The sequence below is a fragment of the Corynebacterium tuscaniense genome, assembly GCF_008693065.1.
Lineage (GTDB): Bacteria > Actinomycetota > Actinomycetes > Mycobacteriales > Mycobacteriaceae > Corynebacterium > Corynebacterium tuscaniense.
Genome location: NZ_VXKH01000015.1, coordinates 1 through 26532 on the forward strand (window position 1 = coordinate 1; position 26532 = coordinate 26532).

At 60.1% G+C, this 26532-nt stretch carries 27 protein-coding genes; 9 read left to right on the forward strand and 18 right to left on the reverse strand.

What is annotated here, in order from left to right; genetic code table 11:
• The first annotated feature begins 5 nt into the window (after positions 1 to 5).
• Together F4V54_RS04610 and F4V54_RS04615 are read left to right on the forward strand one after the other, a co-directional pair.
• Positions 6 to 1277, forward strand: coding sequence for a DUF349 domain-containing protein (locus F4V54_RS04610; RefSeq protein ID WP_150386414.1), 1272 nt, complete (start codon positions 6 to 8; stop codon positions 1275 to 1277).
• A 2-nt stretch (positions 1278 to 1279) separates the two neighbouring features.
• Positions 1280 to 2329, forward strand: coding sequence for a GNAT family N-acetyltransferase (locus F4V54_RS04615; RefSeq protein ID WP_150386398.1), 1050 nt, complete (start codon positions 1280 to 1282; stop codon positions 2327 to 2329).
• A 145-nt stretch (positions 2330 to 2474) separates the two neighbouring features.
• On the opposite strand, the gene F4V54_RS04620 is transcribed toward F4V54_RS04615, so the two are convergent.
• From F4V54_RS04620 to F4V54_RS04640, 5 genes are all read right to left on the reverse strand, one after another.
• Positions 2475 to 3104: an Rv2732c family membrane protein gene (locus F4V54_RS04620; RefSeq protein ID WP_102724100.1), complete on the reverse strand. Its 630-nt coding sequence runs from the start codon at positions 3102 to 3104 to the stop codon at positions 2475 to 2477.
• 10 nt (positions 3105 to 3114) lie between these two features.
• Positions 3115 to 4641 (reverse strand): tRNA (N6-isopentenyl adenosine(37)-C2)-methylthiotransferase MiaB, encoded by a 1527-nt coding sequence (gene miaB, locus F4V54_RS04625; RefSeq protein WP_269544796.1) that lies wholly within the window; start codon positions 4639 to 4641, stop codon positions 3115 to 3117.
• A gap of 57 nt (positions 4642 to 4698) precedes the next feature.
• Positions 4699 to 5298 (reverse strand): regulatory protein RecX, encoded by a 600-nt coding sequence (locus F4V54_RS04630; protein ID WP_034661451.1) that lies wholly within the window; start codon positions 5296 to 5298, stop codon positions 4699 to 4701.
• Between the two features lie 3 nt (positions 5299 to 5301).
• Positions 5302 to 6414, reverse strand: coding sequence for a recombinase RecA (recA, locus tag F4V54_RS04635; RefSeq protein WP_034661453.1), 1113 nt, complete (start codon positions 6412 to 6414; stop codon positions 5302 to 5304).
• Between the two features lie 191 nt (positions 6415 to 6605).
• Complete coding sequence (locus tag F4V54_RS04640; protein WP_102724098.1) at positions 6606 to 6821, reverse strand: DUF3046 domain-containing protein; 216 nt, start codon at positions 6819 to 6821, stop codon at positions 6606 to 6608.
• A gap of 74 nt (positions 6822 to 6895) precedes the next feature.
• Between F4V54_RS04640 and F4V54_RS04645 the strand changes: the two genes are divergently transcribed.
• Genes F4V54_RS04645 through F4V54_RS04655 form a run of 3 tightly spaced genes read left to right on the forward strand, consistent with a single transcriptional unit; the run spans position 6896 to position 8796 of the window.
• Complete coding sequence (locus F4V54_RS04645; RefSeq protein ID WP_150386399.1) at positions 6896 to 7483, forward strand: biotin transporter BioY; 588 nt, start codon at positions 6896 to 6898, stop codon at positions 7481 to 7483.
• Positions 7484 to 7492: 9 nt separating this feature from the next.
• Entirely contained in the window at positions 7493 to 8185 is a 693-nt protein-coding gene (locus F4V54_RS04650) for an energy-coupling factor ABC transporter ATP-binding protein (protein WP_150386400.1), read from the forward strand.
• Entirely contained in the window at positions 8182 to 8796 is a 615-nt protein-coding gene (locus tag F4V54_RS04655; protein ID WP_034661460.1) for an energy-coupling factor transporter transmembrane component T family protein, read from the forward strand. Before F4V54_RS04650 ends, F4V54_RS04655 begins: the two co-directional genes overlap by 4 nt.
• 61 nt (positions 8797 to 8857) lie before the next feature.
• Here the strand turns inward: F4V54_RS04655 and F4V54_RS04660 are convergent, their stop codons facing one another.
• The 4 genes from F4V54_RS04660 to pgsA form a co-directional block, all read right to left on the reverse strand.
• Complete coding sequence (locus F4V54_RS04660; RefSeq protein ID WP_150386401.1) at positions 8858 to 9703, reverse strand: PspA/IM30 family protein; 846 nt, start codon at positions 9701 to 9703, stop codon at positions 8858 to 8860.
• 111 nt (positions 9704 to 9814) lie between these two features.
• A complete protein-coding gene (locus F4V54_RS04665; protein WP_034661464.1) occupies positions 9815 to 10162 on the reverse strand; it encodes a helix-turn-helix domain-containing protein in 348 nt (115 codons plus the stop codon).
• 8 nt (positions 10163 to 10170) lie between these two features.
• Positions 10171 to 10668, reverse strand: coding sequence for a CinA family protein (locus tag F4V54_RS04670; RefSeq protein ID WP_034661466.1), 498 nt, complete (start codon positions 10666 to 10668; stop codon positions 10171 to 10173).
• Entirely contained in the window at positions 10665 to 11246 is a 582-nt protein-coding gene (gene pgsA, locus F4V54_RS04675) for a CDP-diacylglycerol--glycerol-3-phosphate 3-phosphatidyltransferase (protein ID WP_376998064.1), read from the reverse strand. The genes F4V54_RS04670 and pgsA overlap by 4 nt, the downstream gene beginning before the upstream one ends.
• Between pgsA and F4V54_RS04680 the strand changes: the two genes are divergently transcribed.
• Entirely contained in the window at positions 11233 to 11517 is a 285-nt protein-coding gene (locus F4V54_RS04680) for a YciI family protein (protein ID WP_150386403.1), read from the forward strand. The genes pgsA and F4V54_RS04680 overlap by 14 nt on opposite strands.
• A 119-nt stretch (positions 11518 to 11636) precedes the next feature.
• Positions 11637 to 12710: an HNH endonuclease signature motif containing protein gene (locus tag F4V54_RS04685; protein ID WP_052092438.1), complete on the forward strand. Its 1074-nt coding sequence runs from the start codon at positions 11637 to 11639 to the stop codon at positions 12708 to 12710.
• 9 nt (positions 12711 to 12719) lie between these two features.
• Here the strand turns inward: F4V54_RS04685 and F4V54_RS04690 are convergent, their stop codons facing one another.
• The 8 genes from F4V54_RS04690 to dapB form a co-directional block, all read right to left on the reverse strand.
• Positions 12720 to 13892 carry a TerC family protein gene (locus F4V54_RS04690; RefSeq protein ID WP_102724091.1) on the reverse strand — a complete coding sequence of 391 codons (1173 nt, stop codon included), beginning with the start codon at positions 13890 to 13892 and terminating at the stop codon, positions 12720 to 12722.
• A 202-nt stretch (positions 13893 to 14094) separates the two neighbouring features.
• A complete protein-coding gene (locus F4V54_RS04695; RefSeq protein WP_150386404.1) occupies positions 14095 to 14697 on the reverse strand; it encodes a DJ-1/PfpI family protein in 603 nt (200 codons plus the stop codon).
• 3 nt (positions 14698 to 14700) lie between these two features.
• Positions 14701 to 17547 (reverse strand): FtsK/SpoIIIE family DNA translocase, encoded by a 2847-nt coding sequence (locus tag F4V54_RS04700; RefSeq protein ID WP_150386405.1) that lies wholly within the window; start codon positions 17545 to 17547, stop codon positions 14701 to 14703.
• Between the two features lie 61 nt (positions 17548 to 17608).
• A complete protein-coding gene (locus F4V54_RS04705) occupies positions 17609 to 18238 on the reverse strand; it encodes a TIGR03085 family metal-binding protein (RefSeq protein ID WP_150386406.1) in 630 nt (209 codons plus the stop codon).
• Between the two features lie 75 nt (positions 18239 to 18313).
• On the reverse strand, positions 18314 to 20338 hold the full coding sequence (locus F4V54_RS04710; protein WP_102724088.1) for a ribonuclease J: 2025 nt from the start codon (positions 20336 to 20338) through the stop codon (positions 18314 to 18316).
• A gap of 2 nt (positions 20339 to 20340) precedes the next feature.
• Entirely contained in the window at positions 20341 to 21249 is a 909-nt protein-coding gene (gene dapA, locus F4V54_RS04715; protein WP_150386407.1) for a 4-hydroxy-tetrahydrodipicolinate synthase, read from the reverse strand.
• Between the two features lie 58 nt (positions 21250 to 21307).
• Positions 21308 to 22060 (reverse strand): FAD-dependent thymidylate synthase, encoded by a 753-nt coding sequence (gene thyX, locus F4V54_RS04720; protein WP_150386408.1) that lies wholly within the window; start codon positions 22058 to 22060, stop codon positions 21308 to 21310.
• A complete protein-coding gene (gene dapB, locus F4V54_RS04725; RefSeq protein WP_150386409.1) occupies positions 22061 to 22807 on the reverse strand; it encodes a 4-hydroxy-tetrahydrodipicolinate reductase in 747 nt (248 codons plus the stop codon).
• 132 nt (positions 22808 to 22939) lie between these two features.
• Between dapB and F4V54_RS04730 the strand changes: the two genes are divergently transcribed.
• Complete coding sequence (locus F4V54_RS04730) at positions 22940 to 23548, forward strand: AMIN-like domain-containing (lipo)protein (RefSeq protein ID WP_102724084.1); 609 nt, start codon at positions 22940 to 22942, stop codon at positions 23546 to 23548.
• Positions 23549 to 23558: 10 nt separating this feature from the next.
• On the forward strand, positions 23559 to 24158 hold the full coding sequence (locus F4V54_RS04735) for an AMIN-like domain-containing (lipo)protein (protein WP_150386410.1): 600 nt from the start codon (positions 23559 to 23561) through the stop codon (positions 24156 to 24158).
• Positions 24159 to 24226: 68 nt separating this feature from the next.
• On the opposite strand, the gene F4V54_RS04740 is transcribed toward F4V54_RS04735, so the two are convergent.
• Positions 24227 to 26497 (reverse strand): polyribonucleotide nucleotidyltransferase, encoded by a 2271-nt coding sequence (locus F4V54_RS04740; RefSeq protein ID WP_034661669.1) that lies wholly within the window; start codon positions 26495 to 26497, stop codon positions 24227 to 24229.
• Between the last annotated feature and the right edge of the window lie 35 nt (positions 26498 to 26532).

The following is a 26532-nucleotide window of genomic DNA, read 5'->3' on the forward strand; positions in this document are numbered from 1 at the left end:
CTGGCGTGGATGCCACCCCGGCACCGGCACCAGCTGCGCCGGCCACTCCGTCGGTGGATGCCGCTGAAGCTGCGAAATTTGGTCACGTGGACGAAGAAGGCACCGTGTACGTCACCCGCGGTGGTGTGGAGCGCGCCGTGGGCTCATGGCAGGCCGGTACCCCGAAAGAAGGCCTCGAGCACTACGCACAACGCTTCGTCGACTTGTCTACTGAAGTTGCGCTGCTGGACAGTCGTCTGGCCACCCGGCCCGAGGACGCGTCGTCCGTGCGCACCCATGCCCAGCAGCTCATTGATTCCCTGGATGAGCAAGCTGTTGTCGGCGACCTGGATGCCCTGGAAATCCAACTCAAGGACGTGTTAGAGCACGCTGACGTTGCTAGCCAAAAGGCGAAGGAGGCGAAGGAAACCCGTCGCGCCGAAGCGATCTCCCGCAAAGAGGCCCTTGCTGCTGAGGCTGAGGACTTGGCTGCGAACTCCACCGAGTGGAAGGCCGCGGGTGACCGCATCCGGGCCATCCTTGATGAGTGGAAGACCATCCGCGGCATCGACCGCAAAACCGATGATGTCCTGTGGAAGCGCTACTCTAAGGCACGCGATTCTTTCAATCGTCGCCGCGGTGCCCACTTTGCTGAACTTGACCGTGGCCGTGCTGCTGCCAAGGCCGCCAAGGAAGACATCATTGAGCGCGCCGAGAAGATCAAGGACTCCACCGATTGGGGTGACACCGCCCGCGCGTTCCGCGATCTCATGACAGAGTGGAAGGCCGCCGGCCGCGCCCCGCGCGATGTGGACGACAAGCTGTGGAAGCGCTTCCGCGCTGCCCAGGATCATTTCTTCGCCGCGCGCAACGCTGTCAACGAAGAACGCGACCGTGAGTTCGAAGCCAACGCCAAGGCCAAGGACGCACTCATCGCTGAGTACGGCCCGCTCATTGATCCGGAGAAGGGCCTCGGCACTGCCCGGGCGAAGCTGCGCGAACTGCAGGACAAGTGGGATGAGATCGGCTACGTCCCGCGTAACAAGGTCCGTGAGTACGAGAATAAAATCGGAGATATCGAACAGCGCGTCGCCGCCGCCGAGGAGAAACAGTGGCGCAAATCCAACCCGGTCCAACAGGACAAAGCCAACCAGTTCCAGGTCAAGGCCGATGATTTCCGCGCCAAGGCGGAGGCCGCTGAAGCCAAAGGCGATGCGAAGACAGCCGCTGAGCTGCGCGCCCAGGCTGAGCAATGGCAGGAATTCGCTGACGTTGCTGCTAAGGCCATTGATAGCTAACCTTGCACGCTCTTCTGTTCAATCCGCGTAGCGCCGACGCCGACGAGGTTGTCGGCGCCTATGCGTTCTCCGCCACCCTGGCCATCCAAGACATCACCGGGGATCCACACTCCGGCGTCACTGCTTCCCACCTGCTCAAACGGCTCGAAGGTTCCACCGAATCGCAGGCATTCCTGTTCGCGCTCACTGACGTTCAGGCACCGCGCCCACTCGGCGCGCACGGCTACCCGGAACTCAAAGCCACCGACCTTGCAGACATCTCCGCCTGGGTGTTCATCTCCATGCCGCTCCTTGAAGACACCGGCATTATCGAAGCCACCATCACGATCGACGCAGCCATCGCACCGCTGCCCGGCGAACCAGTTCCGCATGAGCCGTGGGAAAACGCTTTATCGCTTATCGACGCCCTCTCCACCACCTCCTGCCGTCCCACCCGCCACCTCTGGGACACCCACGCCCCCAGTGAGGACTCCCCTGCCGCGTCGCTCCTCATGGAGGCTGGCTATTCACGCGCGTACAAGGAAACTCAAGCGACTTTTGCTCTTGATGGCCTTCCCCCGCTCGAGTCCCCCAGTTGCACCATCGTGCACAACATGGACTTCTCCCCTGCAGATCTCTCCGGTTTCCAATCCCTGATCACCGCTGCTTCCCGCGACTACCCGCGTGGTTCACTCCAGCTCGACACCATCAACTGGACCGAAGAACGTATCCGCGATGCCAGCGCCCGTCTCCGCGACCGCGGCGGCAACCAACTCACCGCGCTTCTGCGTTCCGGCGACCGTTTCATCGGCCTGGCTGAAGCCGTCCACTACGACATCGACGATGACGCCCTCATGGAACTCGGCCTCGTCCACGTCCTGCCCGAATACCGCGACCAAGGAGCAGCGACGGAATTACTCTCCAGCGTTCTGGCCGCCGCACACACCGAATGGCCGAAGGTGGAAACCTGCTACGTCTCCGCCCCCGCTGACAGTGAATCCGTCGCCTGCCTGCTTCGCACCGCCAACGCGAAGATCATCTCCAACTCCACTGCCTGGCAGCGGTCGAACTGATGCGACACCATCCCTAGGTCACTTACAGTGAGGCTGCCTCTCCAAAGTTTCATTACGGAACCTAGGCTAAGAAACAGCTCGAAGATAGGTTAAGGGCTTATCCTATCCTCACTTTCACCCCAGTGATGCTGACAAATCTTTAGTCTTATTCGCCCTTGGAGTTCTGGTGGCGCTCGCGGGCCTGGGCGCGGCGATCATCAACGAGGTGTGCCGGGACTTCCGGGGTGGAATCGGCGTGGGTGTGGGCGCGGGTCGCTGCGGTCTGAACGTCGGCGACGGGATTGGCCTCAGGGTTGGCGCGGCGGAGTTCTTCATAGCGGGTTTGTTCCGGATCGCGGCGAAGCCATGCGGACGTGAGGATGGGTACAGCCACGATCAGACACACGATGGCGAGGTACATGCCGGCACCGGTGGAACCGCCGGCCGTGCCGGTCTGACGCATCCATGTTCCCAACAGTGCCGCCGCAAGGCTTACGCAGCCGGTCATCCAAGCCACCATCGCCGGGGACGTGTGACGAAGCACCAGGGCAAGCACGCTGAACACCACCAAAGAGGCGAAGGAAACCAGCGTGAACACGCGCTCCGCCAACGCGATGTGGGCCTCGGCAGGCTCCGTGAAGGAGAGCACCTGCCAGCCCGGGATGCCGGCGGCGTACGGCAGGAACAAAGTCACTACGTACACGCCGATGACGGCCACGAGGACCCATTTGCGCCACCCCAGGTCGAGGCGGGTGGCAAGGGGTTTTTCGGGGGTTAGGGTGGCGCCGTTAAGCAAAATGAGCTCCTTATCCGCATGAACCGCACGCGGACGCGGCGGGTGACGGGCTGGGTGCCCCAATTTTAGGCAAGCCGAGGCCAACGCCCACCGGTGCTGTGGTGGGCACCTGGCCAGCCTCAGCATTATCACCGGCGAGCGTGCGGCGGTGCGAGTGAATGCCCGAATCCGCGATGAGGTAGTGCGGTCGGGCTTCCGTCACCGTCACGTGCACAATATCGCCAGGCCGCACCGTGCGGTCGATGTTCCCGGACACTGTGAAGTGCACGAGGCGGCCATCACGCGCACGGCCGGACATGCGACCGGTTTCCTTCTTGTCATTGCTCTCTTGGACCAGGAGTTCCTGATCAGTCCCGATGAGCTTGACGTTTTCTTCTTCACTGATGCGCTCCTGCAGGGCAAGCAGACGTTCGAAGCGCTCCTGCACAACCTCTTTAGGGATCTGGTCAGGCATTTCTGCCGCCGGCGTGCCCGGACGCGGTGAGTACTGGAATGTGAACGCGGAGGTAAACCGGGACTTCTCCACCACGTCAAGTGTGGCCTGGAAGTCCTCCTCCGTCTCCCCTGGGAATCCCACGATGATGTCCGTAGTGATCGAGGCATGCGGCAGTTTCTCCCGTACCTCATCCAGGATGGCCAGGAACTTCTTTGTACGATACGAACGGCGCATGTCCTTGAGCACCTTGTCCGAACCAGACTGCAACGGCATGTGCAACTGCGGGCACACATTCGGGGTATCCACCATCGCATCAATGACATCGGAGGTGAACTCCGCCGGGTGCGGGGAGGTGAAACGAACACGCTCAAGCCCCTCAATCTCACCGCAGGCGCGCAGCAGCTTCGAGAAAGCAGAACGGTCACGGTCCAACTCCGGATCCACAAAATTCACGCCATACGCGTTGACGTTCTGACCGAGCAGCGTCACTTCGCTTACGCCCTGATCCACGAGTGCTTTCACCTCAGCCAGAATGTCACCTGGCCTGCGGTCCTGCTCTTTACCGCGCAATGACGGCACAATGCAGAACGTGCACGTGTTATTGCAGCCAACGGACACAGACACCCAGCCTGCGTATGAGGATTCACGCTTCGCCGGCAGCACCGACGGGAAGTGTTCCAAAGCCTCAACGATCTCAACCTGAGCTTCCTCGCTCACACGCGCGCGATCCAGCAGCGCCGGCAGCGCCGCCATGTTGTGGGTGCCAAAGACGGCATCCACCCACGGCGCCTTCTTCACCACCACATCGCGATCCTTCTGCGCGAGGCAGCCACCAACGGCGATCTGCATGCCGGGGTGATGACGCTTGACTTCGCGCAGCTGACCAAGCGTGCCGTATAGACGCTTGTCCGCGTTCTCACGCACGGCACACGTGTTGAACACGATGAGGTCAGCTTCCTCATTTTCCTGCGCCGCCGTGTAGCCCGCTTCTTCGAGCAAGCCCGAAAGACGTTCCGAATCGTGAACGTTCATCTGGCAGCCGAAGGTGCGTACCTCATACGTGCGGGGGTGTGTAAGGGAAGATTGAGTTGCGGTTGTCACGGTGGGACAGTCTATTCCCGTGCGGTGAACTCTCCTAACTGTCACCGCGGGCCGTGTCTAATCCTCTTCTAACTCCGCACAGCGTTCCGCGAGGGCCTCCCGCGCGATCTCAAGCGACATACCGGAATTGAACCCTCTCCGTGCGAGCACGCCAACAATGCGGCGCAACTCTTTATCTCGCTGCTGCCGATCCACTGGGACAGTCTTGACCTGTCGTGCTTTCTTCACTGCTAGGCCACGGGCAACCTGACGCTCATCTTCGTCTTCGATGACACTCAGTGCTTCCATACGGTCAGCCTCCCCCACACCTTTGCGTTGCAGCTCCACATCCAGCATGGCGGCGGACTTACCACGCCGCTCAAAACGTTGGCGTACCCACTCCCGCGCAAAAGCCAAGTCATCGACCAAGCCATTACGTTGGAAGGAATCCAACACTTCATCGACAAGCTCCGGCTCAAACTCAGCTTTGACAAGCCGGTCCCATAGTTCTTGGCGGGACCGCGCCCGCGAATCCAGGAGAAGGAGGGCGCGTTCTCGGATACGGGAGAGAGCTTTCTCCCGCGTTTCGTCAATAAGTGGCTCCTGCCCGGAGTATTCCTCGAGCGCTTTTTGCAGCGCGCGGACTTTCTCCGGATCAGGCTGTTGTCTTTCCCTCACGGATTAGTCGCCGGCAGAGCCAGCAGCTTCCTCATCATCGAAGTCGATATTAGGGACCATGTCCACCGGGTCATCCGTCAATTCATCCTGTCCAGCAAACTCACCAACACCGAGCTTTTCAAAAATCTGGCGCTCCAGGTCATTCGCCAGGTCCGGATTCTCCTTGAGGAAGGTGCGGGCCTTCTCCTTGCCCTGGCCCAACTGGTCGCCCTGATAGGTGAACCAGGAACCAGACTTCTTGATAATCCCGTTGTCCACACCCATGTCAATGATGGATGATTCACGCGAAATGCCTTCGCCGTACATGATGTCGAACTCGGCGATCTTGAACGGTGGCGACACCTTGTTTTTCACAACCTTTAGACGGGTGCGGTTGCCAATCGAATCCTGCCCGTCCTTCAGCGTCTGAATACGGCGCACATCGCAACGTACGGAAGCATAAAACTTCAACGCCTTACCGCCCGTAGTGGTCTCCGGGGAGCCGAACATCACGCCGATTTTCTCACGCAGCTGGTTAATAAAGATCGCGGTTGTACCGGAGTTGTACAGCGCACCTGTCATCTTGCGCAGCGCCTGGGACATGAGGCGGGCCTGCAAGCCAACGTGACTGTCACCCATCTCGCCTTCAATTTCAGCCTTCGGTGTCAACGCCGCCACCGAGTCAATGACGATGATGTCAATCGCGCCGGAGCGCACCAACATGTCCGCGATCTCCAGCGCTTGCTCACCGGTATCCGGCTGCGAAACCAGCAAGTTGTCGGTGTCTACCCCTAGCTTGCGGGCATAATCCGGATCGAGGGCGTGCTCAGCGTCAATGAACGCGGCAATGCCTCCGGCACGCTGCGCTTCAGCGATGGCATGCAGTGCCACCGTTGTCTTGCCCGAGGATTCGGGGCCATAAATTTCCACGATGCGGCCACGCGGCCACCCGCCGATACCCAGTGCCACATCGATCGCAGTATTGCCGGAAGAGATGGACTGAATCGGAGGACGCTTCTCGTCCCCCAGGCGCATAATGGCGCCCTTGCCAAAATCCTTCTCAATCATCGCCATTGCGGCATCAAGCGCATTCTGGCGATTATTCGCTGCTGAGCCAGCCTTCTTCTTTGTTGCCATGGGTGTCTCTTTGTCCTTTCGTTGTTAACAGTCTCCCCGTGTGGGGTAGATCGGTTAAATAAGTGGTGCACTTACTTAGACCGCTCTAACCCCGCATCCGGTTCCCCGTTGCTGCGAATTACACTAATGCGATAGCGGACACCACCCCCGAACATACACGCACGAATGTTCGAAAGAAAACTATTCCCGGTCTACCTCCCAGGGCGGTCGACCCCTAACCTACGATCTTCTGGCACATCAAAGGCTTCACACAAACCATCCCACACAATTCGGGGATCGACTCCGCTTTCGATCAGCTCTGCAGCCGTCTTTCCTTCCCCTGGAAAGACATGGGAGGAGACGACCCATTGGCCTTTTGCGTCACCAAACTCGTCGGCAACGCGCTGCTGAAACTCCGTCAAACGCATGGCCACCACCATACAAGGATGGCAAAACAGGGCATATTGAACGGTGTTCAAGTTTGTGCACTAAAATATCCGGCATGTCTAATACTGTCTCGACGACTTCTTCACGCTCCAAGAACAATGCCGCGAAGGATCTCGCCCTGATCACCATGTTCACCGCGCTCATCTGCGTGCTCGGATTCGTGTCCATCCCTGTGGGTGCGACGGGCGTGCCTATTGTTCTGCAAAACGTGGCCACCATCCTCGCGGGCCTCGTGCTCGGTGGTCGTCGTGGCTTCCTGGCCACCGGCCTGTTCCTGCTCATCAGTCTCGCCTTTCCCGTCCTCGCCGGCGGCCGCACGCTCATCCAAGCTTTCGCGGGCCCCAGCGTCGGTTATTTGCTCGGCTACCTGCTCGGCGCCACTGCAGCTGGGTACATTGCCTACCGCGCACCGCGCGACAACAAAACCATCATGGCTGCGCTGTTCGTTTTGGGCGGTATCGTCGCGGTCTTGCTCCAGTATCTTTTCGGCGCCTTTGGCCTCATGTGGCGCGCGGACATGAACCTCGGCACCGCGGTCGCCGCCCAGAGCGCGTTTATCCTGCCCGACTTGGCCAAACTCGCAGTCATAGTGGCCATTGCACTCGCCGTTCACGCTGCGTTCCCGCAGCTCCGTCGCCGTTAAGCTGGCCCCGTGCCCACCATCACGTTCGACGGCGCAGGAGTCGTCTACGAAGGAAGAACAATCCTTGAGCCGGTCACGCTGACCCTCACCGAACAGCGCATCGGCATCATCGGCTCCAATGGGTCCGGCAAATCCACGCTCGTGCGCATGATCAACGGCCTCATTGAGCCCACTCAAGGACGCGTGCTTTTCGACACCTCCCCTACCACCACCCACGGCAAACACATCCGTCGCCGGGTGGGCTTCATCTTCTCCGACGCCGAGGCCCAGATAGTCATGCCACGCGTCCGCGACGACATCGCCTTTTCTCTGCGCCGTTTCAAAATGCCCAAAGCAGAGGTGAACCGTCGGGTTGACGCGATGCTGGAGAAATTCGGGCTCACTACGCTCGCAGGTAATTCCCCGCACACCTTGTCCGGCGGTGAGAAACAGATGCTGGCCCTTGCCTCCGTGTTGGTCATTGAGCCGGAGACAATCATCGCCGATGAACCCACCACCCTGCTGGATCTGCGGAACCGAAAGCGGATCATTCGAGAGCTGGAAGGATTGGGGCAGCAGGTTATCGTCGTCACGCATGATCTTGACATGCTCCATAACTTTGACCGCGTGATCTGCATCAACGATGGAGCCATTGCTTACGACGGCACCCCGCGCGACGCTATCGCCTTCTACACCGACCTGATGGAGCGCACCCCCTCATGATCCGCGAGCTCCCCTTAGGAGTCTACGTTCCCGACACCACCCTGGTGCACCGGACCTCCCCAACGCTGAAGTTCCTAGCCATCGTGGCGCTAATCATCCTGACCACATGGCTGCCTACGCGTCCTTGGCACACGGCCGCGGTTTTGGGCGGTATCCTTCTCGTCTACGCAGTGGCCCGCATCCCTGTGCGCACAACCTGGCGCCAGATCGCCCCCGTCCTGCCTTTCATGGCATTCCTCGGGGCTTTCATGTGGTGGCAAAACGGCTTTGAAGCGATGCTCACCGTCACTATCGGACTCATCGCTTCCTTCCTCGCAGCGACGCTGCTCACCCTCACCACAACCGTTGAGGAACTCCTCGCCGCCCTGGAATCAAACATGGCGCCACTATCCCGCATTGGGGTCCCCGTAGACACGATCTCGCTGGCGATCGCCCTGACCATCCGACAGATCCCCGTCATCCTGAACACTGCCAACGAATCCCTCGACGCCCGCAAAGCACGCGGCGCACGCTTTTCCCTACTAGCTTTCGGCACTCCATTGGTCATCCGCAGCATCCGCCGCGCCGAGATGACAGGAGAGGCCCTCATGGCACGTGGCGCCGTCGATTAAGCATTGTAAAACCCGGCGGTGGAAAGGATCCACACACCGGGGCTAAGAGATTCAGAGAGGTTTAATTCTCGCCACGCAGCTCTCGCATGCGCTCTGCCACCGCATCATCGGAGACGCCAGTGGTGTCAGTGCTGTCAGTGGAACCAGTGGAGCCACTCTCAATGGCTTCCTGCCCCTTGCCGGACTCAAGCTGACCCATCTCAGCGCGGATCTGCTCTAGGCGGGAGTGACCAGCCATCTGAATGCCAGCCTGCTCAACCTCAGCCATACGACCCTGGACAGAGCCCTGTGCCAGCTCGGCCTGGCCGAGAGCCTTGGAGTAGCGGCGCTCAATCTTCTCGCGCACCTGGTCCAAATTCGGCTGGTTGCCACCGGTGATTGCATCCATGGACTGCAGGGACTCAGCAACTTTCTCCTGCATCTTGGCCTGTTCCAGCTGGGAGAGCAGCTTGGAGCGCTCCGCCACCTGCTGCTGCAGCTGCATTGCATTGCGCTCAACGGCCTGCTTAGCCTGCTGGGCCTGCTGCAAAGCCTGGTCATGAAGCTGCTTGGTGTCCTCAACACCCTGCTCGGCGGTGACCAGTTGAGCGGCGAAAGCCTCAGCGGCGTTCTCGTACTCGGTGGCCTTCTGGCTGTCACCATCAGCGCGGGCCTTGTCAGCCAACTGGAGAGCCTGACGGGTATTGGACTGCAGTTTCTCCACATCCGCCAAGCGACGGTTGAGCTGCATCTCCAGTTGACGCTGGTTACTAATCACGGCCGCCGCCTGCTGGGACAGAGCCTGGTGCTGGCGCTGTGCCTCGCCGATGGCCTGCTCGATCTGAACTTTGGGGTCAGCGTGCTCGTCGATCTTATTGTCGAAGAGCGCCATCAGGTACTTCCAGGCTTTAACAAACGGATTAGCCATGGTGTATTTGCCTTTCTCTCGCGTGCAGAACTGCAGCTGAAGATTATCGTGAAGAAATGTTCGTATACATGGTAGCGGAGCGCACCTGCATGCGCGTCATGTGAGACCGCTTTACACCTCTGCAGCGGCGGGAGGTGTATGTGCCAGTTCGTCTGCCATGGCTTGAAGCGACAGGTTCGCTGCAGCTTCCATCAACAGTTCAGACACGGTGGTACCCAGTGCCACACACACGGAGGCAAGAAGCTCAGAAGATACTTCCTTGCGTCCACGTTCCAATTCTGACAGGTAACCGGGTGACACACGCGCCTGAGACGCCAGTTCACGCAGGGTCACACCTTTATCCGCACGGAATGCGCGCAGAGACATGCCAAGGGCTTCCCGCAGCAGCGGTTCGCGCACCTTTTCACGGGTAATAACCTGAGGTGCGGGCTGGTACTTGAGAGTCGTTGTTGTTGCCATCACGTTTTCTAACGAACCATCCCTTCTTTTTGTTCCCATTCGCGTATTTCACGTTCCAGCGCCTCGAGACTTGCTGTCACCGCAGCCTTCCGGATGATTTGTCGGTCACCGTCAACCTTCGGCGCATGCACCGTGATGGTGCGCATTGGTCCTGCAACAGCAACGTACACTTCGCCCACCGGGTGCCCGTCTTGAGGGGTTGGTCCGGCAACTCCGGTGAGAGCGACGGCCCAATCAGAACCGCACACGCGCCTCGCACCGCGCGCCATGTGTTCCGCCGTCACCGGTGACACGGGCCCATGCGCAGCCAAGACCTCTGCCGGAACCCCCGCCAAACTCCCCTTGAGGTCCGTGGCATACGTCACCAGTCCCCCACGCAGCACAGCCGAGGCACCCGACACGTCTGCTACCGTCGCGCACGCGAGGCCTGCGGTGAGGGATTCGCAGAAGGAAAGGGTGTGGGAGTGGGCCCGGAGGATGCCAATAAGCGAGGCTGCAAGACTCATGCTGGTGTCCTATTCGCGCGCGCACCGTCAACAAGGTACTGCACGCCCGTGACCACCGTGACCACCACCGCGATGAGCATGACAACAAGCGTTGTCACATCCATCCAGCCAGGAAGTGGGCACAAGTACAGCGCCACACCAAGCGTCTGCAGCACGGTCTTCAGTTTGCCGCCCTTCGACGCTGGCACCACCTTGCCCTGGCGCAGCATCCACATGCGCCATAGCGTGATACCCAGCTCGCGCACCACAATCACCACGGTGATCCAGACCGGCAACGAACTGGCAATATTTAACGTCACCAGCGCCGTGATCATCAGCGCCTTGTCCGCAATCGGGTCCGCGATCTTGCCAAAATCGGTGACCAGACCACGCGCACGCGCAATGTCACCATCGAGTTTATCCGTGGCCATCAGTACAACGAACAGGCCAAACGCCCACCACCAGTGTTCACTCAGCACAAGCCATGCAAATACCGGCGTGAAAAGAATGCGCAAAGACGTGAGGACGTTCGGAAGATTCCAATTGGACTGTTTCACACTGCCAAGCCTATTAGAATCCGCGTCCATGACACACTTCATTGCAACGTACACATACGGAGCGCAGTCGCTTATCGACGAAACACGTCCCGCCCACCGCTCCTTCATCGCCCGACTCAAAGATCAGGGCAACGTCATTGCCGCAGGACCGTACGAGGATGGGGCCGAGTCGGTGATCATCCTGAGACTCCCAGACGGGGCGTCGTTGGGGGATGCCGCCGAGCTGTTGGCAGATGACCCCTACCTGACCGCTGGTGCCCTGGCTGACCGTGAGTTCCGTGAGTGGAACCCCGTCATTAACGTCTGGGAGTAGTTTTTGCTTCCTGGGTTTTGTGGATAACCAAGCCCAGTAGGTGACGTGTCAACGCGGTTATCCACAGATGCGATCGATTGTCCTTTCGCTGGTGCTGCCGAGCGTTTAGTGTGCGAGATATGACACGATTCGCGGAATTCCTCGGGGCACTCAGCACCGGCGTAGACACCCTGGCATCCTTTGAACGCCAGGCAGCGCTGGCTGCCGGTGTGAGTGCCACCCGCGTCCGCGAATGGGAACGCGTCTTCGAGGTCTACTACGGATCCACCTCATGGACGGTCAAACAACACACAGCCGTAGAACGGGCGCGCGTGGGACAGTTCTCTATTGACCAGCTGGTGTACATCGAAAACCGCATCAAGCATGTGGAGCCCCAGGCGTTGCGGTGGAAACTACGCCTGGCTCTCTTGGACGCGCCGGGCGACTATGCATCCCTGACTCGAGCGGCGAAACAAATTGTGCCGGTACCTGAGACGCGTTCACCTCGCCCCGGGGTGACCTTCACTGGATCCCGGGGAGGTTACCGCTCAATGATGGTAACAACCCACGAGCGTGACATTGCGGATATTGAATTTAACGTGACGCGCAACGTTGACCCCACCCGTCCTGTAGCGCCGCAGCTGGTGGAGCCATTCATGTCGCTTATCCGCAACGGCGGTACTGGCGTCGCACATGCTGTACCGCGTCCACTGCTCCTGGTGCCACTACCGGACTATACTCGCATCGTCGCGGGCAACGGGGATGAAGTGGTGCTCGGGCTTTCTGACGGCACCACCATCACCGGCGCTGACTACCTCCAGAAGCATCATGGCGCCGAACTGGAGGTGGCACTCTTCCACCCGGAGGAAGGCGCGGTGAATCTTTACCGCACCCAGCGCCTAGCCAACCAGAAGCAGCGCGACCTAGCGCGGGCCACACTCACCACGTGCCCAGTCCCCGGTTGCCGCCATGGCGCTGATTCCTGCGAAATTCACCACATCACGGCCTGGAAGCATGGTGGCGAGACAAACATGGCCAATCTGGCGGTGCTGTGCAGGTATCACAACCGGGTCAATGATGATGACCCATACCGAAATTGGCGCGGGCGCGTGGCTATGATGCGTGGCACACCCACTTGGGTCTCCCCGCGTGGCCGACCCGCCGCGAACCCGCGCCACCCATTCGGAGCGATGCGTTCACTGTATGGACGGTGATCCCGCGATCTAGCGGGCACCACCGCGCTTGACATCCAGGTGCGAGGTCTCCCGCGAGCCGGTGGCGGTGTGGTCACCCTTACCCGACGTTGCCGGGTCATCGATCCACTCTATGTGGTTACCGTGGGCATCCACTTTCCGACGATTCCCGTGGTCATCATAGTCAACGTGGTACTTCGCTGCGTCGCGTTCAAGCACGCCTGCTTTGATATCGGCACGTTCCTTAATGATCGATGCCACAGCCGTCACGATAAGCACGGCCACGATAATCACGAGCGACAGCACGGTGCTGACCTCAGGCACGTTGACGTTCTGGCCACCGTTGACAAAGGACAGGTTGTTCTCGTGCAGAGCATGAAGCAGCAGCTTCACACCGATGAATCCAAGCACCACCGCAAGGCCGTAGGGCAAGTAAACGAGCTTATCCAGTAGACCGTTGAGCAAGAAGTACAGCTGACGCAACCCCAACAACGCAAAAGCGTTGGCAGTGAACACCAGGAATGCTTCCTGCGTGATGCCGTAGATGGCCGGGATGGAGTCGAAGGCGAACATCACGTCGATAAAGCCAATGGACAGCAGCGCCACGAACAGCGGGGTGACTGCTTTTTTGCCTGCTTCCGTGGCGGAGAACAAACGGTCGCTGTGATACGACTTCGTCACGGGGATGACCTTGCGCAGTGTCTTGACCACGAACATGTCGTTCGGGTCCGGATCTTCCTGGTCAGTAGCCTCGTCGTAGACCAGCTTGATCGCGGTGTACAGCAGGAACGCAGCGAAGATATAGAAGACGTCCGACCAAGCCTCAATGATCACCGCACCGAGCAAGATGAATGCCAAACGGCAGATCAACGCGATCACAATACCGATGAGGAGCACCTTCTGCTGATACGCGCGCGGGATCTTAAACGCGCCCATGATGAGTGCGAATACGAACAAGTTGTCCACACTGAGGGACAGTTCCGTGATGTAGCCCGTGAAGAACTGCACGCCGTGTTCGGCATCCCACAGCCACCACACGATGCCGCCGAAGATGCAAGCCATCGTCATGTAGAACGCTGCCCAGCCACCTGATTCTTTCATGGACGGCTCGTGCGGGGTACGCACGTGGGAGACGAAGTCAAAGATGAAGAAGCCAAGGATCACCGCTGAGGTGATCAGCCAAATAGAAAGGGGCACATGCATGTACGCAACCTCCGGTTGAGATGAAAAAATAACCGGAGGTCTCCCCCACCCTTTCGCATGGTGGGCCGCCTGGACCGGGAACCTCTTAACTGGGTTAGCCGTGTTGACGATCCAAGGCGCTTTTGGGGTACTCCCCTCCAACAGGAAGCAACCCTACTTGATCGCTCCAGCGAGCACACACCCCGACCCGCAGCGCCGACGCTTAGACAGCGAAAGGGTCGTCGTCGGCATCGAGGTTAAGCCGGAGCTCAATCGCGTCAGCGATGTCGGAGACGAATTCTTCACCGTAGCGGTCCGCAACGAACGCTGCGGCCATGTCGGTTCCAGCGGCAACTCCCGACGATGTCCACCGGTCGCGGTCATGCACCCACCGCGCAGAGCGGCGCCACTCAATATTCTCGCCGAAGCTCGTGGCCCAATCGAAAGCTCTCTTGTTGCTCGTCGCAGTGTATCTCTCGAGCAAGCCCGCAACAGCGAGAAGCGCGGATCCCGTGCACACCGACATCAGGATCTGCCGCCCGGCGGCCATCGCCTTCAACTGGGCAAGAAAGTGGTCGTCTTCCACCAGCCGGCGCGTCCCCATGCCACCCGGCACGAACAGCACATCCCCGGTTGCCGAACTGAAGTCGCCGTCGACGCCGAGTCGGACACCTTGAGAACTCGTGACGGAACCACCATCCGCTGAAAGCATTTCCACGTCGAAGTCGTCGACTTTGGACAGCACTTCTACTGGGCCGGCCACATCGAGCAGCTCAACATCGTCGAAAAGAACAACAGAGAACCGGAACCCGGGAGTAGTGCCCATCGGTTAAAACGCGCCCCCGGTCGGGTTGTAGGTCGCCTTCACGGTCTGAGTCTCGTCGTCCGCCGCAGGGGAGTCATCGCCGGCGGGATCACCGGCGGACGAGGCGTCGTCAAGCTCTTGCTGGGCGAGCACTTCCTTGGGGGCCTCGGCAGGGTCAGCACCCTTGATCATCCACAAAATGGTCTCCAGTTCTTCCGGCTTGACCAGAACCTCGCGTGCCTTCGAGCCTTCGGAAGGACCAACGACACCGCGGGACTCCATGAGGTCCATGAGACGACCGGCCTTGGCGAAGCCGATGCGGAGCTTGCGCTGCAGCATCGAGGTGGAACCAAGCTGGGAGGTGACGACGAGCTCGACGGCCTCGAGCAGGTCGTCCATATCCTTCCCGATCTCCTCGTCGATGTCTTTCTTCTCCGGGGCCTTTTCCTCGGTGACACCTTCGGTGTAGTGCGGCTCGCCCTGTTCCTTGACGGCTTCGACGACAGCCTGGATTTCTTCATCGGATACGAACGCACCCTGGAGACGCTGCGGCTTGCCAGCGCCTTGTGGGATAAACAGCGCGTCGCCCATACCGATGAGCTTCTCCGCACCCGCCTGGTCGAGGATGACGCGCGAGTCCGTAAGCGATGAGGTGGCAAACGCCAACCGCGACGGAACGTTCGTCTTAATCAGACCAGTGACAACGTCCACGGACGGGCGCTGTGTTGCCAGAACAAGGTGGATCCCGGCAGCACGCGCCTTCTGGGTGATGCGGACGATGGAGTCCTCGATCTCCTTCGGCGCAGTCATCATAAGGTCCGCCAGCTCGTCGACGACACAGATGATGAGCGGGTACGGACGCACCTCACGCTCCGACCCGGGTGGCGCGGTATATTCGCCAGCGCGGACTTTCGCGTTGTAGTCCTTAATGTGCCGCACGCGCGCGGACTTCATGTCCATATAGCGCTGTTCCATCTCCTCCACCAACCACTGCAACGCGGCGGCAGCCTTCTTCGGCTGGGTGATGATCGGGGTGATCAGATGCGGAATTCCCTCGTACGGCGTGAGCTCCACCATCTTCGGGTCGACCAGGATCAGCCGGACCTCCTCGGGGGTCGCACGCGTGAGCAGTGACACGAGCATCGAGTTCACAAACGCGGACTTACCGGAACCGGTCGAACCAGCTACGAGCAGGTGCGGCATCTTCTGCACCGATGCCGAGACAAAGTCTCCTTCGATGTTCTTGCCCATCCCGATAAGCATCGGGTCGTGGTCACCACGAACATTCGGGGCGTCGAGCACATCACGCAGGCGCACCATTTCGCGGTCGGCGTTCGGGACCTCAATACCCACGGCGGATTTTCCGGGGATCGGGGTGAGCAGCCGGACATTGTCCGTCGCCACAGCGTAAGCCAAGTTGGACTGCAGATTGGTGATCTTGGAGACCTTCACACCGGGGCCCAGCTCAACTTCGTAGCGCGTCACTGTCGGGCCACGGGAGAAGCCGGTCACCTGGGCATCGACGTTGAATTCTTCGAAGACCTCCGTGATCGCCTCAATCATGCGGTCATTGGTCTCAGTACGCTTCTTTGGGGTTTTGCCTGCAATGAGAAGGCTGGTGGGCGGGAGCTTATAGTCGGTTGTGGTCACGGGTACGCGGGCTGAAGGCTTCTCGGCGTCTCCCCCGCCCTTCTCCGAATTCGGCGTTGCCCCAGGCACCGCTGCAGCATCGATTCCAGATCGAGCGATGATCGCCTTGCGCATCTCTTCCCTGGAAGCGGAAACTGCATCGGTTGCGGTCTCCGACACAGATGTAGGACGATCGAGAATCTTCGTCTCAGTGTCCACTTCATCCACGATGGAGGGAGCCACTCCCACCTTCTTGCGGGTGGAGCGTTTCTTTTGGGGTTCCTCGGGGGTGGGGTCCGCGTCGAAAAGCGTGGGCTCATCGACGGGATAGTTGTCCATCGGTGTGCGGCGCCGGGCACGCGGACGGCCTTCCGCGATGGCATCGATGTCATCGTCGGCGTCCGTATAAAGGTCCTCCTCAGGATCGGGGGTATGAGCGCTGCTTGCGATGGAGCCGAACAGTCCACGGATGAAGTCAAAGGATTCGCGCACCGTAATACCGGTGGCCAACAGTGCGGCGTACACGATCACAAGTCCCAGAAGTGGCACGGCGACGAACGGTGTAAAACCAGCGCTGAGCGGCCCACCGATGAACGCGCCGACAGCACCGCCCGCTATACGACGTTCATCCCATTCCGCCGGGGAACCCGCAAGAATATGGATTAAACCGAGCATGCACACCGCGATGATCGTCAGCCCGGCCCCACTGTGCGCACGTTCAGAGGCAGACTCCCCGAGACCGAGCATCAGAGCAATGGCGATGCCTACGAGCACCACCGGCAGCACCAACGCACCAGCACCAATAACCCAGGAGGTGCCACTAGCGATCAGCGCACCAACCGGTCCGGCAACATCCAGCCACACCGATGCACCAAGCACGGCGGCAAGACCAATCAGCACCAAGCCGATCGCGTCCGCACTGGGGGCTCGACGAAGGCTCACATCCTCCTCACTTTCTTCGTATGTGTCGGTTGTGGCGGCGTCATAGCTCTCATCGTTTTCCGCGCGACGACGGCGTCGCTCCTGGACACCAACAGCCTTGAAGGCTCCCGTAATATCGCGCGCGGCGTTACCCATGCCCCGGCCGACAGCACCCACTGCGGAACCAACCCTCTCATCGGGGACATCGGCTGCACGTGAGGAGGAACGGTGGCTGTAGCTACCGCTCGAACGCTTCGTGCGCCCTTTGGGGCCCGTCTGTGAGCGGCCTTTATTGCGGCGTGAGGTACTGGTGGCAGACATGGGGACCACTGTAGTACCTTGCACACCTCAAATCACATATGCCACACCAGCCTAGGTGGGTCTAGATATGACGCTTGACAGCCACAATATCCTCCGGATCTCCACTGACCTCAACCTCGACCTTGTCACGGCCGGTCACCCACAACAGCAGCTCTCCTGGTTCACCGTTCACGCGCACGACACGGGAACCGTCCGCAGCCACTCCTCTCTTTCCTCCGAGCGTCACCGCCGGCACGCGTGGCGGGGTGAGAATCACCGGGACACCCCCACTTGAGAGAGCCAACTTTCCCATCATGACTGCTGCGGACATGAGCTTCTTCTCCACAGACTCGGAGAACTCGCGAGGTTCCAGCGAGCGATCACCACCACGCCGCACATCCTCATGGTGGATGAAGTTCTCCGACACGTTGATCAGCGAATCAAGTGGCTTCACAAACACCGGTGGCCCGGCTGCCCACTCGCGCACCACATCCTCGTAGTTGCGCTGCTTCACCGCCCTCTCAGCAGACGCCGTCACCGATTTCATTGCCGGCACCAGGTAGCCAACTGCCCGGTGGGGCTGGTTCTCCCGGATGTACATATGTGCCGCTAGATCCCGGGTTGTCCACCCTGCGCACAGCGTCGGCGCATCCGGCCCCAATTCCAGGAACAACTGAGCAAGCTTTGCACGTTCAGACTGTTGAAACGTCATGTCGCCCAGAATAACGCGAAGCCCCGCTCCCGAGGGTGGGAACGGGGCTTCAGGCAAGCGCCAAAAAGCGAAACGCTACAGTGATTCGCGCGATGCCTCGACTTCCTCCGTGGGCACAGGAGTGACATCGTCAGCATTCATTGGCACGACCGTGGGCAAAATGACAGGCTCACGCTTGTACTTCTGCTCGATCGTGCGAGAAATGCGGCGACGCAACTGCTGGACCATACGGTACGGGTCGTTCTCGCCCTCGGCGGCGAGGTCGTACATCGTATTCTCCACCAGCTCGACGATGACGGGCTTGACCTCACGGTCATCATCGATAAGGCCCGTGGTGGACACCGTCGGCTTCTCAATGAGGCGACTCGTGCGGTCATCGATCACACAAGTGATGGAGATGACGCCACCGGCAGCCAAATTGGTGCGGTCCGCGAGCACGTCCGGGTCAACGTCACCCATCGTCGTGCCGTCAACGTACAGGTTGCCCACCTGGTATTGGCCAGCGACCTTCACTCGGCCGTCAACCATGTCCACGACAACGCCGTTCTGCGCCAGCACCGTGTTCTCTGGCTTCACGCCAGTAGCGATAGCCAGCTCCTTATTGGCGCGCAGGTGGCGCCACTCGCCGTGTACCGGCATGGCGTTGCGAGGGCGAGCCATGTTGTAGAGGAACAGCAGCTCGCCGGCGTAACCGTGGCCGGAAGCGTGGACATGTGCCTCGTCGTTGGTGATCACGTGCGCGCCGATCTGCGCGAGGTTGTTGATCACAGCGAACACTGCTTCCTCATTGCCCGGGATAAGCGATGAGGACAGGATGATCGTGTCACCGTCACGCACCGTGATCTGGCGGTGCTCACGGCGGGACATGCGCGACAGCGCTGCCATCGGCTCACCCTGCGTACCGGTGGTAATAAGCATGACGCGGTGCGGCGCCATCTTCGCGGCCTCTTCGATAGGAATGATGGTGCCCTTCGGGGCGCGCAGCAGGCTCATCTTCTCCGCTATCTCCATGTTGCGGATCATGGAGCGGCCGTTGAACGCAACCCTGCGGCCGGAAGCCACGGCAGCGTTGACCGCCATCTGCACACGCGACACGTTGGACGCAAAAGACGCGAGAACAACACGCTGTTTAGCGGCCTGCACGATTCGGATGAGGTTCTCCTCAATGCCAGCCTCAGAGGCGGAAATGCCCGGAATGGTGGCATTGGTGGAGTCACACAGGAACAGGTCAATACCTTCGTCGCCGTAGCGGGCAAGCGCCGGCAGATCGGTGGGCTTGTTGTCGTACGGAGTCATGTCGACCTTGACGTCACCGGTCATGCAGACGGTGCCCGCACCAGTCTTGATCACAACGCCTAGGCAGTCCGGGATGGAGTGCCCAACGTGGAAGAAGCGCACGTTGTACGGGCCGACGGTAATCTCCGACTTTTCGTTGACCTCGTGCAGCTTCGGGCGCTGGCGGTGCTCCTTGGTCTTCGCCGCGATGAGCGCGTTAGTGAACTTCGCGGAGTAAATCGGGATGTCTGGGCGCAGCTTAAGCAGCCACGGGATTGCGCCAATGTGGTCCTCGTGCCCGTGCGTAACGACGAGCCCGTCGACCTTATCCAACTTATTCTCAATCGGACCGAAGTCCGGCAGGATGAGGTCCACGCCCGGCTCATCAGAGGACGGGAACAGAACACCACAGTCCACGATGAGCAGACGACCGTTGTACTCAAACACGGTCATGTTGCGGCCAATCTCAGAGATGCCACCAAGAGCGTAAATACGCAACGCGCCATTCGTAGGCTTCTGCGGTTCCGGCAAACGCTTGGTCAAGTCCGCGCCCTGCATGCCCCTCACTGGGTTGCGGCGATTGTCCCCGCCGCGTCCGCGACCACGGCCCCGGCCACGACCACGGTTGCGGTTTCCACCACCGTTGTTACCCCCGTGGCCACGGTTATTATTGCCACCTTTACCGTTGTTACTGCCATTGCCACCGTCGTTACGGCTTTCCTGCGGTTGGGTGTCAGCGGTTTGGAACACCGGCTGCTGGTCGCTCGTCTCCGGCGGGCCCGCCTTACGGGTCACCTTGCGCGAGCGGTTACGGGTTTCGTTCATACTTAAAGGACTCCAGCCTTTTCCATGTCATGGCGGAGCGCCTCCAGCTGCGTTTCGTCGGGTGCGACGATGGGCAGGCGGGGGTCTCCGACCTCAATGCCCTGCAGGCGCAGGGCGGCTTTTGCAAATGTCACTCCACCGAGCACGGCTTGCTGTCCAGCGAGCACGCACATGGTGGTGGCGTTGATTTCCCGCGCGCGGGCGAGGTCGCCTTCCTCGAAGCTTGTAACCATTTCTCTCATAAGACCTGGGGCTGCGTGGGCAACAACGGAGATAACTCCGGTTGCGCCGACGGAGAACCACGGCAGGTTGAGAACGTCATCGCCAGAGTACCAGGCCAACCCGGTGTCATTGATAATCGTGGTGGCTTCTAGCAGGTCACCTTTGGCGTCTTTGACAGCTTTGATGGTGGGCAGTTCTGCCAGGGCGCGAAGTGTTGCGCCGGCGATGGGGATAGCAGAGCGTCCTGGGATGTCGTAGAGACAAACGGGCAGATCGGTGGCCTGGGCAACAGCAGTGAAGTGCGCAAGCAGTCCCGCCTGAGAGGGCTTGGAGTAGTACGGAGTGACGACGAGGAGGGAGTCAGCACCAGCATCACGAGAAGCTTGCGCCAAAGCTATCGACGTCCGCGTGTCATTCGTTCCTGCCCCCGCCATGATCTTCACGCGGTCCCCCAATTCAGAGCGCACCGCCTTGATCAGTTCGATTTTCTCCTCGGGGCTCGTTGTTGGGGATTCACCCGTGGTGCCACCAAGGATGAGGGAATCGACACCATTGTCTACCAGGTGGACAGCCAACTTTCGTGCAGCGGCGAGATCCAACTCGCCGCTTGTGTCAAACGGGGTGACCATGGCGACGCCGATGGTTCCGAACTCATCTGCACCAGTTTGTGCTTTCGTTGAAATGCCCATGGGTACATAGGGTACATTCTTTGTCCCGCCCATCGGCCACCGGCGGGGTTCAATAGAACTATCCGACGTAGGGGCTTGTGGCCATAACGCTTCCGTCTGCAAGGGTGCTGATGAGGAAGTCGTCGAAAAGCGAAGGCGCCTGTTTCTTCAATACCTCAAGAATGGCGATGGCGAGTTCACGAATTTCTACATCCGCATGTTCGCTGGCGCGCGCGGCGATGAAGTCGCGCCATGCGCGGTAGTTGCCAGTGACCACGAAACGCGTTTCGGTGGCGTTGGGCAGGATGGCGCGGGCAGCTTGGCGCGCCTTTTTCTTGCGCAGTAGCGCGTTGGGTTCGTCGTCGAGGTTACTTTCGAGTGCGCCGAGGAGTTCCTCGTAGACAAAGCGTGTCTCATCGACTGCGGCGAGGAAGATATGGCGCAGATCCTCGTCTTCCGCAATCGCGTCGGGGATGACCACGCTGGCTTCGCGCGCGGGCACAAAACGCTGGGAGAGCTGGGAGAAAGACAGGTGGCGGTGTCGCAGTAGCTCATTTCCCGCCGCACGGGAGAGGCCACGGATGTACAACGTTGCGGTGGCATGCTCCAGCAGTGCATCGTGCCCAACCTCGAGGATGTGACGCAGGTAGGCCCCGTTGGCAGCGGTGTGCGGGTTGGGTTTGTTGAAGGTTTCGTAGCAGGCTCGCCCCGCAAATTCGACGAGCGCCTCCGCGTCGGTGGAGTCCGGGTCTTGCTCCCAGTCCACGTCGGCAGGGGCTGCGAAGGAGGTGGCGGCGATGAGTTGAACGTGAAGATTTTTACTCTGTGACATTTACAGGCCCAGGTAGGAGTCGAGGCCGATGGTTAGGCCGGGGTGGTCCGCAACGCCACGCACACCGGTGAGCACGCCGGGCACGAATGAGTCGCGGCCGTAGGAATCTTGGCGGATGGTCAGCGTTTGGTCGGTGGTGCCGAAGATGATGTCTTCGTGCGCAACCATGCCCTGCATGCGTACTGCGTGCACCTTCACACCGTCGACGTCAGCGCCGCGGGAGCCATCGAGGGCTTGCTCGGTCGCATCGGGCATTGGACCCATCTTTGCTTCAGCGCGCGCCTTCGCAATCCCCTGCGCCGTCTTCTGTGCCGTGCCAGATGGCGCATCCAGCTTGTTCGGATGGTGGTATTCAACAACTTCAGCGGAGTCGAAGAACGGGGCGGCCTGGCGGGCAAAGGCCATGGCCAGCACCGCGGAGATGGCAAAGTTCGGGGCAATGAGGACACCCACGCTCTCGTTGGCAGCGCACCAGTCGCGCACCTGCTGGTAGCGCTCCTCGTCAAAGCCAGTCGTGCCAACAACGGCGTGGATGCCGTTGTTAATACAGAACTCCAGGTTGCCCATCACGGCGCTCGGGGTGGTGAAGTCAACGATGACCTGAGCACCGCTTTCTACCAAAACGTCGAGGGAATCACCGGAATCCACCTCCGCGACCAATTCCAGGTCAGCGGCGGCATTGACCCCTGCCACAACCGCTGACCCCACGCGCCCTTTTGCTCCGAGAACTCCCACTTTGATGGCCATGGCTGTCAACCCCTTGAGATCTTGTGATTCTTCGTTTTATTCTGCTCCGCCCCACTCTATCGCCTGCACCCGGAAGCGATAGCTCCGCCTTGCCTCCGACGGGGGATGAGATTGTCCGATAAACTACAACATATGAAACACCAGTCACACGCGTTAACACTCGCTCTCCTGACGGTCAGCGCCTTGGGCATGGCCGCGTGCTCGCCTTCGGAAGGCATTTCAGAGCCAAACGGAAACCCCTCCCCTTCCACTACAACTGACACCAAGACAGTCGTTGCGTCCACGATCGACAACCAGGACGTGCCCGGGGATTATTCCACAGAACCCACGGGAACCTTCACGGGCTCGAACATGCCGGAGCTGCGCACCGCTGATATCCGCTCAGGTTCCCACGAAGGCTATGACCGCGTTGTCTTCGAATTCGAGGGCGATGGCACGCCAGAGTTTCTTGCGGGCTACTCCGGTGAACCTCTTCAGCAGGCCTCCGGCCTTCCGGTGGAGGTCCCGGGTGAGGCAGCCCTGGAGATCACCATCCACGGCACTTCCCTTGACCAAACCCCGGACGCCAAGTACGCCGGCAAAACCACCCTTGGGCTTGCCTCCGGCAACATCGAGGACGTGACTAATAGTGGCACCTTCGAGGGTGTTTCCCAGTACTTCATAGGGCTGGACAAACAGCGCCCGTACAAAGTGACAGTGTTGGAAAACCCGACGCGTGTCGTCGTGGACATTCAGAAGTAGGCTCCCGATCATGTTCCACGCCCGCCATGTAGCTGTGGTGTGTAGTACGTTGTTCGCGGCCATGTCGCTAGGCGCATGCTCACAGCTGCAAGAACCTGACGAAGCAGTGATGACACTGCGCGAATCAGCTCCCCCGAACACCATCACCACAACGGTAGAAACAACGGAGGAAGCCGCCCCCGAGCCACCGGTCGCGCACGGTTTTGGCACCGACCGCGTGGAAATTAAGGATCACCGAGACGGCTCCTACAAAGTCACCGGTGTCCGCATCGGCGCGCACGACACCTTTGATCGCCTTGTCTTCGACATCGGCGGCACTGGCACACCGTGGATCTTTGCGCAGTACGACGATCACCCCAACCAACAAGGATCTGGCTTCGATGTTCACGTCAACGGTGGCGCCGCACTCCTCGTACTCGTGCGCGGAGTGAATGATCCCTATGAAGCCCCACAAGGCTCAGACGGGCACGCCCCGAGTATCACCGACGTTGTCTACCAAGGCTGGGATGAAGGCGATTCCAGGTGGTACATCGGCGTGGACAAGAAACGCCCCTTCAAGGTTGAAGTGATTGAAAACCCGACGCGCGTGGTCGTGGACTTCCAAAAGTAACGCACAACAAGGCCCCGGCTAGTTCAGTTCACAGTGAACTAGCCGGGGCTTCGTCGATAAGCAGGAGCTTAGTCTTCGACTGGGACGAGCGAGATCTTGCCGCGGTTATCGATGTCCGCGATCTCAACCTCGATCTTGTCGCCAACGTTGACTACATCCTCCACATTCTCAATACGCTTGTTGCCACCAAGCTTGGAAATGTGCACCAGGCCATCACGACCCGGCGTGAGGGACACGAACGCACCAAAAGCAACCGTCTTCACAACAGTGCCCAGGTAACGCTCCCCCACCTTCGGCTGCTGCGGGTTCGCAATCGAGTTGATCTGCTCAATCGCAGCGTCTGCACCTTCACCCGTGGCAGCGGCAACGTAGATGGTGCCGTCATCCTCGATGGAGATGTCAGCGCCCGTCTCCTCCGTGATCTGGTTGATGGTCTTGCCCTTCGGGCCGATCACCTCACCGATCTTGGACACAGGCACGTGCACGGTGGTGATCTTCGGGGCCAGCGGGCTCATCTCATCCGGGCCCTCGATGATCTCAGCCATCGTGTCCAGGATGGTCCCGCGGGCTTCCTTGGCTTGGGTGAGCGCGTTAGCCAGAACGTCGGACGGGATGCCGTCAAGCTTGGTGTCCAGCTGCAGGGCGGTGATGAAATCCGGGGTGCCGGCAACCTTGAAGTCCATGTCGCCGAATGCATCCTCAGCACCGAGGATGTCGGTCAGCGCAACGTATTTGGTCTCACCGTCAACCTCACCGGAAACAAGGCCCATGGCGATACCAGCAACCGGCGCAGCCAGTGGCACACCAGCGTTGTAGAGCGACAGCGTCGATGCACACACAGAACCCATGGAGGTCGAACCGTTGGAGCCCAGCGCCTCAGAGACCTGCCGGATCGTGTACGGGAACTCCTCCTTGGACGGAATCACTGGCACGAGGGCACGCTCAGCCAGCGCGCCGTGGCCGATCTCGCGGCGCTTCGGCGAACCAACGCGACCGGTCTCACCGGTGGAGTACGGCGGGAAGTTGTAGTGGTGGATGTAGTGCTTGGAGGTCTCCGGGTGGAGTGCGTCTAGGTGCTGCTCCATCTTCAACATGTCCAAGGTGGTCACGCCGAGAATCTGGGTTTCACCACGCTCGAACAGAGCGGAGCCGTGGGCACGCGGAATCAGTTCCACTTCGACGCCGAGGTCGCGGATGTCGGTGACCCCACGGCCGTCGATACGGAAGCCCTCGGTGAGGATCTTCTCGCGCACGATTTGTTTCATCAGCGCGTTGTAGGCGGCACGGATCTGCTTGGATGCGTCCTCAGCGGTGAAGGAGGACAGCAGGTTCTCCTCAATCTCCTCCATGTACTCATTGGTCGCGTCATCGCGCTCAGCCTTACCCGCGATGGTGAGCAGCTTGGCCAGCTTCTTGGAGGCCTTCTTCTCCACAGCGTCAAAGACCTCATCGCTGTATGCCGGGAAGAGAGGGAATTCCTGCGCTTCCTTCGCGGTCTTCTCAGCCAGAACATTCTGCGCCTCGCACAAGGTCTTGATGTAGGGCTTCGCCGCCTCCAGCCCCTCGGCGACGGTCGCTTCCGTCGGTGCTGGCGCGCCGTCAGCCACCAGCTTCATCACGTTCACGCCCGCGCCGGCTTCCACCATCATGATGGCAACGTCCTGGACCTTGCGGCGACCTTTTCGCTTCTCGACGATGCGGCCGGCCACGACCATTTCGAACACAGCCTTCTCGTGCTGCTCGTGGTTCGGGAACGCGACCCACTGGCCCTTTGGATGTCTGTCATCAGCGATGAGCGCCATGCGCACGCCACCAACAGCGCCAGATACCGGCAGACCAGACAGCTGCGTTGCAGCCGATGCGCCGTTGATAGCTACAACGTCGTAGTACTCCTCTGGGTCCCAGCTCATCACAGTGATGACAACCTGGACCTCATTACGCAGGCCCTTGACAAAGGTCGGGCGCAGCGGACGGTCAATCAGGCGGCAGGCCAGAATCGCCTGCGTGGACGGGCGGCCTTCACGGCGGAAGAACGAGCCCGGAATCTTTCCAGCGGCGTACATGCGCTCTTCCACGTCAACGGTGAGTGGGAAGAAGTCAAAGCCTTCGCGTGGCTGGTTGGATGCGGTAGTGGTGGCCAGCAGCATTGTGTCGTCGTCGAGGTAGGTGGTCACCGAGCCGTCAGCCTGGCGCGCAAGCTGTCCGGTTTCAAACCGGACGGTACGGGTGCCAAAGTCGCCGTTGTCCAGAATGGCAGTTGCTTCGGTCAGGCCGAATTCCTCATCAATGTGGAATTCAACGGAGTTGTCCGGGGTGTGCTTTGTGTTCTTGCTCAACAGATCCCTTTCATGGGTTCGTGGCGGTCGTCGGTGCC

Bases quoted from the DNA above. Each gene is read 5' to 3' on its own strand.
- recA (WP_034661453.1), bottom strand. From the start codon at position 6,414: ATGGCAACAAAGAAGAAGGCTGGCTCAGCAGCGAATAATCGCCAGAAT.
- F4V54_RS04640 (WP_102724098.1), bottom strand. From the start codon at position 6,821: ATGCGTTTGACGGAGTTTCAGCAGCGCGTTGCCGACGAGTTTGGTGAC.
- F4V54_RS04645 (WP_150386399.1), top strand. From the start codon at position 6,896: ATGTCTAATACTGTCTCGACGACTTCTTCACGCTCCAAGAACAATGCC.
- F4V54_RS04655 (WP_034661460.1), top strand. From the start codon at position 8,182: ATGATCCGCGAGCTCCCCTTAGGAGTCTACGTTCCCGACACCACCCTG.
- F4V54_RS04660 (WP_150386401.1), bottom strand. From the start codon at position 9,703: ATGGCTAATCCGTTTGTTAAAGCCTGGAAGTACCTGATGGCGCTCTTC.
- F4V54_RS04665 (WP_034661464.1), bottom strand. From the start codon at position 10,162: ATGGCAACAACAACGACTCTCAAGTACCAGCCCGCACCTCAGGTTATT.
- F4V54_RS04670 (WP_034661466.1), bottom strand. From the start codon at position 10,668: ATGAGTCTTGCAGCCTCGCTTATTGGCATCCTCCGGGCCCACTCCCAC.
- F4V54_RS04680 (WP_150386403.1), top strand. From the start codon at position 11,233: ATGACACACTTCATTGCAACGTACACATACGGAGCGCAGTCGCTTATC.
- pgsA (WP_376998064.1), bottom strand. From the start codon at position 11,246: ATGAAGTGTGTCATGGACGCGGATTCTAATAGGCTTGGCAGTGTGAAA.
- F4V54_RS04685 (WP_052092438.1), top strand. From the start codon at position 11,637: ATGACACGATTCGCGGAATTCCTCGGGGCACTCAGCACCGGCGTAGAC.
- F4V54_RS04690 (WP_102724091.1), bottom strand. From the start codon at position 13,892: ATGCATGTGCCCCTTTCTATTTGGCTGATCACCTCAGCGGTGATCCTT.
- F4V54_RS04695 (WP_150386404.1), bottom strand. From the start codon at position 14,697: ATGGGCACTACTCCCGGGTTCCGGTTCTCTGTTGTTCTTTTCGACGAT.
- F4V54_RS04700 (WP_150386405.1), bottom strand. From the start codon at position 17,547: ATGTCTGCCACCAGTACCTCACGCCGCAATAAAGGCCGCTCACAGACG.
- F4V54_RS04705 (WP_150386406.1), bottom strand. From the start codon at position 18,238: ATGACGTTTCAACAGTCTGAACGTGCAAAGCTTGCTCAGTTGTTCCTG.
- F4V54_RS04710 (WP_102724088.1), bottom strand. From the start codon at position 20,338: ATGAACGAAACCCGTAACCGCTCGCGCAAGGTGACCCGTAAGGCGGGC.
- dapA (WP_150386407.1), bottom strand. From the start codon at position 21,249: ATGGGCATTTCAACGAAAGCACAAACTGGTGCAGATGAGTTCGGAACC.
- thyX (WP_150386408.1), bottom strand. From the start codon at position 22,060: ATGTCACAGAGTAAAAATCTTCACGTTCAACTCATCGCCGCCACCTCC.
- dapB (WP_150386409.1), bottom strand. From the start codon at position 22,807: ATGGCCATCAAAGTGGGAGTTCTCGGAGCAAAAGGGCGCGTGGGGTCA.
- F4V54_RS04730 (WP_102724084.1), top strand. From the start codon at position 22,940: ATGAAACACCAGTCACACGCGTTAACACTCGCTCTCCTGACGGTCAGC.
- F4V54_RS04735 (WP_150386410.1), top strand. From the start codon at position 23,559: ATGTTCCACGCCCGCCATGTAGCTGTGGTGTGTAGTACGTTGTTCGCG.